Raw genomic sequence first — 12,914 nt, forward strand, 5'->3', positions numbered from 1 at the left:
CGTTGAAGCGCTTCGACTGCCTCTGGACAGAGTGCAGCGATAGGCTTACTGTCTGCGTCGAAGCGCTTCACCCATTCAGAGCGGACGGAGTCTCCCGCATGGTCACTCTCGCCGAGGTCGCCCGCCACGCCGGAGTCTCCGCCAGCACGGTGAGCTACGTCCTCAGCGGCAAGCGCTCCATCTCGGCGCCCACCCGCGAGCGCGTCGAGCGGTCCATCAAGGAGCTGGGCTACCACCCGAACGCCGGAGCCCGCGCCCTCGCCAGCAGCCGTTCCAACATCATCGCGCTGATGGTGCCGCTGCGGACCGACATCTACGTACCGGTGATGATGGAGGTCGCCATCGCGGTCGCCACCACCGCCCGCGCGCACGGGTACGACGTGCTGCTGCTCACCGGCGAAGAGGGCCCCGCCGCGGTGCGCCGGGTCACCGGCAGCGGGCTCGCCGACGCCATGATCCTGATGGACATCGAGCTGGAGGACGAGCGGCTGCCGCTGCTGCACGCGGCCCGCCAGCCCACCGTGCTCATCGGGCTGCCCGCCGACACCATCGGCCTGACCTGCGTCGATCTCGACTTCACCGCCACCGGCGCGCTGTGCGCTGAGCATTTGGCCGCCCTCGGCCACCAGGAGATCGCCGTGATCGGCGAGGCGGCGGCCGTCTACGAGCGCCACACCGGGTTCGCCGAACGGACCCTGGACGGGCTGCGCACGGCCGCCCGCGAGCTGGGGCTGCGGCTGCTGCACCGCCCGTGCGAGGGCTCTTACGAGTCGATGGACGGCACCCTGTCCCGGATCTTCGACGAGCGCCCCGGCACCACCGGCTTCATCGTCCAGAACGAGGCCGCCATCGATCCGCTGCTGAGCCTGCTGCGGCGGCAGGGGCGGGCGGTCCCCGAGGACGTCTCGGTGGTCGCCATCTGCCCCGACCAGGTCGCCACGAGCGCGTCCGTGCGGCTCACCTCGGTCGCCATCCCCGCGCAGGAGATGGGGCGGCGGGCCGTCGAGCTGGTGGTGGCCAAGCTGCAGGGCGACGCCTCCGAGCAGGTGGCGCTGCTGGCCCCGGAGCTGACCGTACGGGCCAGTTCGGGCCCGGCCCCCTCCTGACGCCGACACCGCGACCCGTACGCACCGCCCGTACGACCTCTCACCGCCGCACCCCCCGAGGAGCGCATCCGTGAACCCGTCGCAGCCCACCCCCGCCACCTCCGCCACGTCCGTCTCTTCCGCGCTCGCCCAGTCCTCCCCCACCGTCGGCACCTTCGCCGAGCGCGACGGCGCCCTGGAGTGGAGCGGCCGCCAGGAGACCGTACGGCTCGAACCGTGGGGCCCCGACGCCATCCGGGTGCGCGCCCGGCTCGGCGGACCGGTCCTCGACGGGCTGCCCGGGGCCCTCCAGGACCCTCCGCCGCCGGCCACCGCGACCGTCGAGGTGGCGGACGGGCGCGCCTCGCTGACCAACGGCACGCTCACCGCCGAGGTCGGCACCGACGGCATGATCCGCTTCGTACGGACCGCGGACGGCGTGGAGCTGCTGGCCGAGGAGCGCGCCCACTTCTGGTGGCCGGGCCCACGGCTGCGCACCGCGACCGGCAACGGCTACCACCGCCTGGAGCAGCGTTTCCGCGCGTACGACGGCGAGAAGCTGTACGGGCTGGGACAGCACCAGCACGGGCTGCTCGACCAGAAGGGCGCCGTCGTCGACCTCGTCCAGCGCAACTCCGAGGTGACCATCCCCGTCCTGACCTCCAGCCGCGGCTACACGCTGCTGTGGAACAACCCGGCGATCGGGCGCGTCGAGCTGGGCGCGACCGGCACCCGCTGGGTCGCGGACAGCGCCCGCCAGATCGACTACTGGATCACCGCCGGGGACCCGGCCACCGCCCAGCGCCGCTACACCGCGGTCACCGGCCGCGCCCCCATGCTGCCCGAGTGGGCGGCCGGGTTCTGGCAGTGCAAGCTGCGCTACCGCACCCAGGAGGAACTGCTGACCGTCGCCCGCGAGCACCGGCGCCGGGGCTTGCCGATGTCCGTCATCGTGTGCGACTTCTTCCACTGGACGCATCTGGGCGACTGGCAATTCGATCCCGTCGCCTGGCCCGATCCGGCCGCGATGGTGCGGGAGCTGGACGAACTCGGCATCAGGCTGGTGGTGTCCGTGTGGCCGTCGGTTTCGCCGCTGAGCGAGAACCACGCCGCCATGGAGCAGCGCGGCTTCCTGATCGGCACCGAGTACGGACCCGTAGCGCACGCCGACTGGCCCGACGAGCGGGAGGGCGAGCGCGTCCAGGTCGCCTTCTACGACGCCACCAACCCGGCGGCGCGGGAGTTCGTCTGGTCCCGTGTGCGGCAGAACTACCTGGAGCCGTATGGGATCCGCGCCTTCTGGCTGGACGCCTGCGAGCCCGAGCTGAAGCCCGGCTTCGCCGCGAACCTGCGCTACCACGCGGGTCCCGGTCTTGAGGTCGGCAACCTCTACCCGCGCGAGAACGCCCGCGCGGTGTACGACGGGATGCGGGCGGCGGGCGAGGACGACGTCGTCACCCTCATCCGCTCGGCCTGGGCGGGCAGCCAGGCTTACGGCGCCCTCCTGTGGTCCGGCGACATCGGCACCGACTTCGCGACCCTGCGCCGCCAGATCGCCGCCGGGCTCAATGTGGCACTCTGCGGCATCCCGTGGTGGAACACCGACATCGGCGGCTTCCACGGCGGCGACCCGGACGACCCGGCCTACCGCGAGGTGCTGATCCGCTGGTTCCAGTTCGGCGCGCTGTCCCCGGTGATGCGGCTGCACGGCTACCGCGCCCCGGGGCTGCCGCTCGGCCCGCGGATGACCGGCGGCCCGAACGAGGTGTGGTCGTACGGCGAGGAGGCGGAGGCGATCCTGGCCGCGTATCTGCGGCTGCGCGAGCGGCTGAAGCCGTATCTGCTGGACCAGATGCGCACCGCCCACGAGGAGGGCCTGCCGCCGCTGCGCCCGCTCTTCCTGGAGTTCCCCGACGACCCGGCCGCCTGGGACATCGCCGACTCCTACCTGCTGGGCCCGGACCTCCTGGTCGCCCCGGTCCTGGAGCCGGGCGCGGTCGAGCGGACGGCGTATCTCCCGGCGGGCGCGCGCTGGACGGACGCCTGGACGGGCGAGGAGTACGACGGCGGCCGGACGGTGACCGTCCCCGCTCCCCTGGACCGCATCCCGCTGTTCCTGCGGGACGGCGCCCGGCTGCCGGTGCGGGACTGACCTGTCCGGGGCGTACCGCCGCCGCGGGGCGGCGGTACGCGCGGGGCCTCAGCTCGCGCTGACGCCGAAGCTCTTGGTGCGGAAGTCCAGGCCGCCGGCCGACGAGGTGATCTCGTAGCCGAACTGGACGTCGCCGATGGTCACGTCGCCGAACCAGCCCTTGGTGTTCTTGATCCAGTTCACGATGGACTTGATGTCCACGGTGCCGGAGCTGGAGTTGGAGCTGCGGATGAAGGAGAAGACCTGATTGGAGCCGTTGCTGCCCTTGTAGACGGTCCAGGTGTGGCCGCCGAGGGTGACGGTGCCCTGGGAGGTGCCGAGGGGGCCGACCGCGCCGGTCTTGTTGACCCAGAGCATGATCTCGTACGCGTGGTTGCTGTCCCAGATGTCGTACGAGGTGTTGTAGGCGCCCGAGGACGGGACCGTCACGCTGTAGTTGCTGGTGAGGCTGTTGATGGCGCTGACCTTCTTGCCGACGACCTTCTTGGCGTCGGGGTAGGACTTGATGCCACCGGTGTTCGGGTGATTGGCCCACACCCCCCAGTCACTGGCGGAGTTGGCCCAGATGGTCTGGGTGCCCGCGCCGGAGCCCCAGATGTTGTTGTAGAGCGTGTAGCCGCCGCTGGACCAGTTGCCCCACTGGTCGGAGGAGGACCAGGTGGCGGCCTGGGCGGGGACGGCGGCGAAGCCGATGACGGTGAGGAGCGCCAGTAACGGGGTGAGGAGAAGCGTGCGCACGGCTCTTTGCACGGTGCCGGTCCTTTCGGGTGGGGGGATTGCTGGGCTCGCGGGGATCAGAGCGGGGCCAGGGCCACGACCGCGAAGCGGTCCAGCCTGACCTGGATGTCGTACACGCGGCCGGTCAGCAGATCGGTGCGCGCGGACGGGAGGGGGACGACCGCCGGGGAGCGGCCGTGGTTGAGGAGGAAGAGGAGGCCGCCACGCGGTACGGCCTCGACGCCCTCGGGAATGCCGGGCAGCGGCGGCGCCAGCCCCGCCTCGTCGGCCGCGCGGCCCAGCAGGGCGCGCAGGGCGGCGGGGTCGGGGAGAGTGGAGACGTACCAGGCGGTGCCGTCGCCGTAGGCGTTGCGGGTGACGGCGGGCAGGCCGTCCAGCTCACCGCCCTTGATCCGGGCGACGGGTTCCGCGGTGTCCGTTTCCAGGTCCTCGGACCAGAGGGTGCCGGTGAACGGGCCGAGCCGGTCGCCTTCGGCCGTCACGGTCTCGCCCTCGTCCAGCGGCCACCACTCGTGGACGGTCCGCAGGCCGAGGATGTCGCGCAGTCGCTGGTCGACCCCGCCGGGACGGACCCGATCGTCCTCGTCGGCGACGCCGGTGAAGAATCCGCAGACGAGGGTGCCGCCATCGCGGACGTAACCGGCCAGGTTCTCCAGCGCCTCGTCGGTCAGCAGATACAGATGAGGGACGGCGACCAGGGCGTAGTCGGCGAGGTCGGCGTGCGGATGGGCGAAGTCGGTGGTGAGGTTCCGCTCCCACAGGGCCTGGTGCCAGGCGCGCAGCACCTGGTCGTAGTGGAGCCGGGAGGAGGGCCGGCCGTCCTGGACGCTCGCCCACCAGGCGTGCCAGTCGTGCAGGAGGGCGGCCCGGGCGGGGACGTCGCTGCCCGCGGCGGCGCCCAGCTCGCGTAACTGGGCGCCGAGTTCGCGCACCTGGGCATAAGTGCGGCTGTGCTCCCCGGCGTGGGTGACCATGCCGGAGTGGAACTTCTCAGCTCCCTGCCGGGACTGCCGCCACTGGAAGAAGCACACGCCGTCGGCGCCGCGCGCGACGGCCTGAAGCGACCACAGCCGCATCAGGCCCCGCGGCTTGGAATGGTTGACGCCGCGCCAGTTGACCGGTCCCGCGGCCTGTTCCATCAGCAGCCATGGCCCACCGGCCTGGGAGCGGGTCAGGTCGTGGATCATCGCGCCGTACGCGCCGCCGCGCGGGTCCCTGGGGTCGGGGTAGACGTCGACGGAGACGACGTCCTCCTCGGCGGCCCAGGCCCAGCCGTCCTGGCCGATGAACAACGGCATGAAGTTGGTGGTGACCGGGATGTGCGGGGTGCGCGCGGCCAGCGCGTCGCGCTCGGCGGTGAAGCACTCCAGCAGCGCGTCGCTGGTGAAGCGGCGGAAGTCCAGCGCCTGGGCGGGATTGCCCAGGTACTGGGCCCGGCGCGGCGGAATGATCTCCTCCCAGGAGTTGTAGCGCTGGGACCAGAAGGCGGTCCCCCACGCCTCGTTGAGCGCGTCGAGGCGGCCGTACCTGGCGCGTAACCAGCGGCGGAAGTGGGCGGCGGTGGTGTCGCACCAGCAGTGGGTGCCGTACTCGTTGCCCACGTGCCACATCCGCAGGGCGGGGTGGCCGCCGTAGCGCTCGGCCAGGTCCCCGGTGATGCGCAGCGCGTAGTCGCGGTAGACGGGGGACGAGGCGCAGTACTGGTTCCGCGAGCCGTACCAGACGACCGAGCCGGTCTCGTCGCGCGGCAGGGTCTCGGGGTGGCGGGCGCCCATCCAGGGCGGCGGGGAGGCGGTCGGGGTGGCCAGGCACACCTCGATGCTGCCCTGGTGGAGCAGGTCCATGGCCCGGTCGAGCCAGCCGAAGTCGCGGGCCCCGGGGCGGGGTTCGAGCGTCGCCCAGGAGAAGACGCCGACCGTGACGGTGGTGACGCCCGCCTCGCGCATCAGCCGGATGTCGTCGTGCCAGACGCTCTCGGGCCACTGCTCGGGGTTGTAGTCGGCGCCGTAGAGGATGCGGCCGCGGGTGGCGTCGTTCAGGTCGGGCATACCTGCTCTTTCGGGTCGGACCGGCGGGGGGAACGGGGGCGGGCGGCTCGGTCAGCCCTTGACGGCGCCGATGAGCATGCCCTTGGTGAAGTGCTTCTGGACGAAGGGGTAGAGGATCGCGACGGGGATCAGCGCGAGCACCATGACGGCCATCTGCACGGCGAGGCTCGGGATCTGCTGGGTGGAGATCATCTGGGACATGCCCTGCGGCGCCTGCTGTTTGATGACGAGCTGGCGCAGGATCATCTGCAGCGGCCACATCTGCTGGTCGTTGAGGTAGAGCATCGCGTTGAACCACTGGCTCCAGTAGCCGACCGCATAGAACAGCGAGACCACCGCGATCACCGCTTTGGACAGCGGCATCACGATCCGGAACAGGATCCGCCACTCGCCCGCGCCGTCGATGCGGGCGCTGTCGACCAGCTCGGGCGCGGTGTCCTGGAAGAACGCGCGCAGCACCAGCACGTTGAAGACCGAGATGGCGCTCGGGAGGATCATCGACCAGTAGCTGCCCTCCAGTCCGACCCCGGTGACCAGCAGATATGTGGGGATCAGCCCGGCGTTGAAGAACATCGTGACAAGCAGCAGCATCAGGATCGGCCGGTGCAGGAACGACCCGGAACGGGACAGTCCGTAAGCGCACAGCACGGAGACGACGGTGCTGATCGCGGTGCCCACGGCGGTGAGCGCGAGGCTGACGAGCGTCGCGCGGGTGACCGTGCCGCCGCTCAGCAGCTCGGTGTAGGCGCGGAAGGTGATCGTTTTGGGGACGATGACCAGGCCGCCGGCATCGGTGATGGTCTTCTGGTCGGAGAGGCTGGTGACGACCACGACCCACAGGGGACCGAGGATCGCCAGGCACACCCCGGTGAGGGTGATGCCCTTGAGCCCCTGGCCGACCCTGCCGGGCTCCTCCTCCCACGCCGGGCGCTTCTCCCGGCCGCGCCCGCGGTGCGGCCGGACGGAGGGTGCGGCGGCCGGGGCGGCGGGCCGCTCGGTCACGGTCATTTCCGGTAAACCCCCTGCTCGCCGAGCATATGGGCGACTTTGTTGGCGATCAGGACCAGGACGAGGCTGAAGACGCCCTTGATCAGGCCGCCCGCGGCGGCGATCCCGTAGTCCGTGTTGGCGATGCCGACCCACCACACATAGGTGTCGAAGACCTCCGAGGCGCCCGGCCCCACCGCGTCGCGCTGGAGCAGGATCTGCTCGAAGCCGACGGTCAGCGCGTCGCCGACGCGCAGCACCAGCAGCAGGGCGATCACCGGGCGCAGCGCGGGCAGCGTGACGTGCCACATCCGCCGCCATCGGCCCGCGCCGTCCACGGCTGCCGCCTCGTACAGGTCCTGGTTGACGGCGGACAGCGCGGCGAGGAAGACGATCACGCCCCAGCCCGCGTCCTTCCACACCAGCTGCGCGGTGACCAGGAACTTGAAGACGCCCGGGTCGGTCATCAGGTCGAAGCCCTCGTACCCGTGGGAGCGCAGTTGCTGGGCGAGGAGCCCGGCGCCGCCGAGCATCTGCTGGAAGACCGTGATGACCAGCACCCAGGAGAAGAAGTGCGGCAGATACAGGATCGACTGCACCAGGCCCCGGAGCCGGTCGCTGAGCATGCTGTTGAGCAGCAGCGCGAGCGCGACCGGAATCGGGAAGAACAGCACCAGCTGGATGAAGGTGATGCTGAGGGTGTTGGCGAAGGCGTCCCAGAAGCGGCTGTCCTGGAAGAGCAGGGTGAAGTTGTCGAACCCGACCCAGGGGCTGGTCCACAGCCCCTGGGTGAACGGGTCGTAGTCCTTGAAGGCGACCGTGGTCCACAGCAGCGGGACGTAGGTGAACAGCACGAGCAGGCCGACGGCGGGGGCCGTCATCAGCAGCAGCGCGCGGTCGCGGCGCAGCCGGTGCCACCAGCGGACGCCGTCCGCGGGGCGGCCGCGGGTGCTTCGGCGGGTGCGGGCTTCCGTCCGGTTGTGGAGGTTCCGGTCGCGGCGATTCCGGTCGTGGAGGTCCACCGCCATCAGGCGCCGCTGCCGTTCTCTTCCAGCAGCTTGGCGTACCAGTCGCGGAGCCGATCGCCGCCACCGCTGCGCCAGTCGCTGATGGCCCGCTGGGCGTCCTTGATCGACTTACGGCCGCGGGTGACGTCCTTGGCCAGGTCCTCGAAGGGGGTGTAGAGGGAGGCGTACCGGTTGGGCTCCTGGATCTGCATGCCGTAGAAGAGCGGCTTCTTCGCGAACTTGCCCATGCGCTGCATCCAGCCGCAGTAGTCCTTCACCATCTGCGGGAAGTCCGGGTAGGCGACGCTCGCCTGCGGGGACGCGATGAAGCGGTACGTGTCCTGGACGTCGCGGATGCCGGTGGCGTTCTTGACCGGGACGCCGTCCTTCATGGTGTGGTGCACGCCTTCGACGCCGTAGTCGATGAGGCGCTGCTCCTTGGTGCCGAAGGGTGCGGCGATGAAGTTGGCGAGGGCGAGGATTTCCTCGATCTGCTCCTTGGCGAGGTTCTTGTTGAGGAAGGACCAGATCGCGGCCGGCGGGTCGAGGTAGATGACGGGGTCGCCGCCGTCGGGACCGAAATAGTCCATTCCCTGGATCTTGAAGTCGGGGTGGGGCCCGGCCTGTTCGAAGGTGGCGCCGTACCATTTGGCGTCGCCGTCGTTGAAGATGAGGGTCTGACCGGAGGTGAAGCGGGTCAGCGCGTCATTGGCCTTGCCCGCGACCGCGTCGGGGTGGACATAGCCCTTGGCGAAGATCTTGCGGCACCATTCCAGGGCTTCGAGGTAGTTGTCGGTCTCCACCTTGTGGACGAGCTTTCCGTCCTTCTCGACCCAGTAGTACGGCTTCTCGCCCGGGCAGCCGAAGATTCGCTGCGCCGACCACCACATGTCGTCGCACGCCCACACCTTGCTCCTGGGCCGGGTGATCTCCTTGGCGAGGGCGAGGAATTCGTCCGGGCTCTTCGGGACCTGATATCCGTTCTTGTTGAACAGGTCCTCGCGGTAGTACGGGATGACTCCGGAGAGCGGGCGGGAGGGCATCGGCAGACCGCGGAGCTTGCCGCCGAAGACGGACATCTGCCAGGCGGCGGTGGGAATGGCGGCCAGGTTGGGGTATTTCTTGACCTTGTCACCGGAGAGATACGGGCCGAGGTCGGCGAATTTGGCGCTGACCGCCCCATGGATCTTTCCGCCCATCTCCCACAGCGGAATCATCACGATGTCGGCGATGTCACCGGAGGCGAGGACCGCGCTGAGCTTTTCGCCGTAGGTGTTGCCGTCCTGCGGCTGGAATTTGACCGTCGCGCCGAGCGCCTCGTTGACGGCCTTGTAATAGGCGTTGTTCTTGGGCGGCGGAGTGCCCCACAGCGGCTCGAACATGGTGTAGCTGCCGCCGTGGCCGGGCTTGCCCTTCACGGAGGCGACCAGGTCGGCGGCGGGCGGGGCCTTGGTGTAGCCGGGGCTGGAGCCGTTGACACTCGGAATATCCGGGTCCGCCACCTTCGAGGCCACATAGGTCGGCAGCAGCTTCTTCAGGTCCTTGCCGGAGGTGGTCCCGTTCTTGTTGCCGCCGTCCTCCGTGGAGCACGCGGACAACAGCGGAACGCCTCCCGTCACGGCCGCCGCGGCGATCGCCGTGGAGGCCAGGAAGGTTCTCCGGCTGGGAGGGGAAGTGGAGGCCGAAGCCTGGGAGTTCGGCATTGCGTCAACCCTTCGTGGCGAGCCCGCCGCGCGCCCCATGGTCGAAGCGCTTCGATATTGCGCTGAGATTAAGTCGGGGGGTCAGGTCGCGCAAGGGCCGGGCGGGAAGGAGTCGTTGAAAGCCCGTTGATTCTTGCTTATCCCAACCTGGTGGCGAGAAAGGGACGTTGACTCGCCGAGCCTTGACAGGACGGGGCCGGTGCTTCAGCATCGAAGCGCTTCGAATCACACCTCCGACCTCCGCGAGGGAACCTGTGAGCGGTTGCGAGCCCGGTGAGCCGTCCGCCCTTCCGCCCTTCCGCGATCCACGGCTGCCGGTCGGCGCCCGCGTGGACGACCTGCTCTCCCGGCTCACGCCCGACGAGCGGATCGCGATGCTCCACCAATACGCCCCCGCGGTGGAACGGCTCGGCCTCGCCGCCTTCCGCACCGGGCAGGAGGCGCTGCACGGCGTCGCCTGGATGGGTCCTGCGACCGTGTTCCCGCAGGCGGTCGGGCTCGGCGCCACGTGGAGCCCGGACCTGGTGCGGCGGATCGGCGAGGCGGTCGGCACCGAGGTACGGGCCATGCGCGCCCGCGACCCCCGGGTCGGGCTCAATGTGTGGGCGCCCACGGTCAACCTGCTGCGCGATCCGCGCTGGGGCCGCAACGAGGAGGGGTACGCCGAGGACCCGTACCTCACCTCCGCCCTGGCCGCCGCCTACACCCGCGGGCTGCGCGGCGACCACCCGGACCGCCGGCGCACCGCCCCGGTCCTCAAGCACTGGCTGGCGCACAACAACGAGACCGCCCGCGACACCACGTCGTCCTCCGTGCGCCCGCGCGTCCTGCACGAGTACGACCTGGCGGCCTTCCGGGGCGCGGTGCGGGCGGGCGCGGTGGCCGGGGTGATGCCCGCGTACAACCTGGTCAACGGGCGGCCCAACCACGTCTCCCCGTATCTGCGGGAGCACTTGCGCACCTGGACCGGCCAGGAGCTGGTGGTCTGCTCGGACGCGGGCGCGCCCTCCAACCTGGTCGACTCCGAGCACTACTTCGACACCCACGAGGAGGGCGTGGCGGCCGCCCTGCTGGCCGGGGTGGACAGCTTCACCGACCACGACCAGGACGCCTCGAAGACGATCGGCCGGGTGCGGGGCGCGCTGGACCGCGGGCTCATCGACGCCTCCGTGATCGACACGGCGGTGCGGCGGCTGCTGACGATGCGGTGCGCGCTGGGCGAGTTCGACGGCCCCGGCGGGGAGGATGATCCGTACGCCGACCCGAGCGGCGCCGGTTTCGACACGCCCGCGCACCGGGCGCTCGCCCTGGAGGCCGCCGAACAGACCATCGTGCTGCTCAAGAACGACGGGCTGCTGCCGCTGTCGCCGTCCGTTACCGGCACGCTGGCCGTGGTCGGCCCGCTCGCCGACGAGTGCAAGCTCGACTGGTACAGCGGCTCCCTGCTGCGCCGCAGCACGCCGCGCGAGGCGCTGGCCGCGCGGCTCGGCGCGGACCGTGTGGTGTTCGTGGAGGGGACGGACACCGTACGGCTGCGCACCGCGGGAGGCTGGGTGCGGGTGCCGTCCGGTGCCGCGGCGGAGAAGCGGGGGCCGTCGCGGGAGCCGTCGCTCAATCCGGCGCATGCGACGATCCGCGCCGATCTGCCGCCGCTGACCATCGGCGACACCCCCACCGACCTGGCCCTGGCCGACTGGGGCGGGGGCGTGTGCACGCTGCGCGCCCCCTCCGGCCGCTATCTGACGGTCGCCGACGACAGCTTCGTACGCGCCGCCGCCGAGCAGCCCGGGGGGTGGGTGGTCCAGGAGACATTCGCGCTGGAGCGGCACGGGGACGGACATCTCCTCAGACACGGCGGGACGGGCGGGTATGTCTGTGTCGCCGCCGAGGGCCTGAAGGTTGCCGACCGGTCCCGGGCCGAGGTCTTCCACCGGCACGTCGTCGAACGCGGCGAGGACGCCGTCGCGCGCGCCGCCGCCGGTGCCGACGCGGTCGTCGTCGTCCTGGGCAACGATCCGCACATCAACGGCCGCGAGACCGAGGACCGCACCACCCTCGCCCTGCCCGCCGCTCAGGACCGGCTGTGGCGCGCGGCCCACGCCGCCAACCCGCGCACCGCACTGGTGCTGACCAGCAGCTATCCGTACGCCGTCGGGGACGCGACCGACGCGCTGCCCGCCCTGCTGTGGACCGCCCACGGCGGCCAGGCGGCGGGCACCGGGCTGGCCCGGGTGCTGTTCGGCGACGTCTCACCGGCCGGGCGGCTGCCGCAGACCTGGTACGCGTCCGAGGACGAGCTGCCGGACCTGCTGGACTACGACATCATCGCCTCCCGCGCCACCTACCTCTACTTCGACGGCGCCCCGCTCTTCCCCTTCGGGCACGGCCTGTCGTACACCCGCTTCGGCTACGACGGCCTGTCGGTGCGCCGGGCCGGAGAGGGTGCTGTGGCCGTCGAGTGCACGGTCACCAACTCCGGCCCGTGCGACGGGGACGAGGTGGTGCAGATCTATATGAGCGCCCCCGGGGCGCGCGTGCCGCGCCCGCACCGCCGGCTGATCGCCCACCGCCGGGTGGGGCTGCGCCGGGGCGAGATGATGCGGCTGTTCTTCACCGTGCCGCTGGACGAGGCGCTGGGGTTCTGGGACGTGGCGCACGGCCGCTGGACCGTCGACCCGGGCCGTTACGAGATCCACGCGGGCGCGTCCAGCACGGACATCCGCCGCACCGCCGCCCTCACCCTCGACGGCCCGCCGCCCGCCCCGCGCCCGGTGCTGCGGCGCGGGCTGGAGGCCGCGGACTACGACGCCGCGGACGGCACGGTGCTCGTCGACCGCTCCAAGGTGCGCGGTGACGCGGTGGCCTGCGGCGACGAGGCGGTCGGCTGGCTGCTCTTCCGCGCCTGCGACTTCGGCGCGGGCGCGGCGGCGGTCACGGTCGAGGCGGCCCGCGAGGGGGCAGCCGACGGGGCAACCGTGGAACTCCACCTCGCCGACGGCACACCACTGGCCACCGTCGCCGTCCCGCCCACCGGCGGCCGCTACGCGTACACCACCGTCCGCGCCGGCCTGCCCACATCCCCGGCCGGTGTGCACGACCTCCACGTCACGCTGCGCGGGGCCCTCCGGCTGGCCCGCCTCGGCTTTTCCGGTTGAGTGTCCGGAAGAAGCCCGGGGCGGGCCGCATCCATGACG

General features: G+C 71.2%; 8 protein-coding genes. 3 read left to right on the top strand and 5 right to left on the bottom strand.

Features of this window, described 5'->3' with window-relative positions; translation table 11 throughout:
* Positions 1-98 precede the first annotated feature (98 nt).
* Together ACH4SI_RS31080 and ACH4SI_RS31085 are read left to right on the top strand one after the other, a co-directional pair.
* Positions 99-1,106, top strand: a complete 1,008-nt coding sequence (locus ACH4SI_RS31080; protein ID WP_398301529.1) for a LacI family DNA-binding transcriptional regulator — start codon at positions 99-101, stop codon at positions 1,104-1,106.
* Positions 1,107-1,176: 70 nt separating this feature from the next.
* Positions 1,177-3,237 carry a TIM-barrel domain-containing protein gene (locus tag ACH4SI_RS31085; protein WP_398301531.1) on the top strand — a complete coding sequence of 687 codons (2,061 nt, stop codon included), beginning with the start codon at positions 1,177-1,179 and terminating at the stop codon, positions 3,235-3,237.
* Positions 3,238-3,285: 48 nt separating this feature from the next.
* Here the strand turns inward: ACH4SI_RS31085 and ACH4SI_RS31090 are convergent, their stop codons facing one another.
* The 5 genes from ACH4SI_RS31090 to ACH4SI_RS31110 are packed head-to-tail and all read right to left on the bottom strand — an operon-like array spanning position 3,286 to position 9,720.
* Complete coding sequence (locus ACH4SI_RS31090; RefSeq protein ID WP_398301533.1) at positions 3,286-3,987, bottom strand: hypothetical protein; 702 nt, start codon at positions 3,985-3,987, stop codon at positions 3,286-3,288.
* Between the two features lie 44 nt (positions 3,988-4,031).
* Positions 4,032-6,023, bottom strand: a complete 1,992-nt coding sequence (locus ACH4SI_RS31095; protein ID WP_398301535.1) for a beta-galactosidase — start codon at positions 6,021-6,023, stop codon at positions 4,032-4,034.
* A gap of 51 nt (positions 6,024-6,074) precedes the next feature.
* Entirely contained in the window at positions 6,075-7,031 is a 957-nt protein-coding gene (locus tag ACH4SI_RS31100; RefSeq protein WP_398301537.1) for a carbohydrate ABC transporter permease, read from the bottom strand.
* Positions 7,028-8,038: an ABC transporter permease gene (locus ACH4SI_RS31105; RefSeq protein ID WP_398301539.1), complete on the bottom strand. Its 1,011-nt coding sequence runs from the start codon at positions 8,036-8,038 to the stop codon at positions 7,028-7,030. Before ACH4SI_RS31105 ends, ACH4SI_RS31100 begins: the two co-directional genes overlap by 4 nt.
* Positions 8,038-9,720, bottom strand: coding sequence for an extracellular solute-binding protein (locus tag ACH4SI_RS31110; RefSeq protein WP_398301541.1), 1,683 nt, complete (start codon positions 9,718-9,720; stop codon positions 8,038-8,040). Before ACH4SI_RS31110 ends, ACH4SI_RS31105 begins: the two co-directional genes overlap by 1 nt.
* 254 nt (positions 9,721-9,974) lie before the next feature.
* On the opposite strand from ACH4SI_RS31110, the gene ACH4SI_RS31115 reads away from it, so the two are divergent.
* Positions 9,975-12,875 (top strand): glycoside hydrolase family 3 C-terminal domain-containing protein, encoded by a 2,901-nt coding sequence (locus ACH4SI_RS31115; RefSeq protein WP_398301543.1) that lies wholly within the window; start codon positions 9,975-9,977, stop codon positions 12,873-12,875.
* Positions 12,876-12,914 lie beyond the last annotated feature (39 nt).

This window comes from Streptomyces sp. NPDC021212, from assembly GCF_044332925.1.
Taxonomy (GTDB): domain Bacteria; phylum Actinomycetota; class Actinomycetes; order Streptomycetales; family Streptomycetaceae; genus Streptomyces.

Bases quoted from the DNA above. Each gene is read 5' to 3' on its own strand.
- ACH4SI_RS31110 (WP_398301541.1), bottom strand. From the start codon at position 9,720: ATGCCGAACTCCCAGGCTTCGGCCTCCACTTCCCCTCCCAGCCGGAGA.
- ACH4SI_RS31095 (WP_398301535.1), bottom strand. From the start codon at position 6,023: ATGCCCGACCTGAACGACGCCACCCGCGGCCGCATCCTCTACGGCGCC.
- ACH4SI_RS31100 (WP_398301537.1), bottom strand. From the start codon at position 7,031: ATGACCGTGACCGAGCGGCCCGCCGCCCCGGCCGCCGCACCCTCCGTC.
- ACH4SI_RS31105 (WP_398301539.1), bottom strand. From the start codon at position 8,038: ATGGCGGTGGACCTCCACGACCGGAATCGCCGCGACCGGAACCTCCAC.
- ACH4SI_RS31080 (WP_398301529.1), top strand. From the start codon at position 99: ATGGTCACTCTCGCCGAGGTCGCCCGCCACGCCGGAGTCTCCGCCAGC.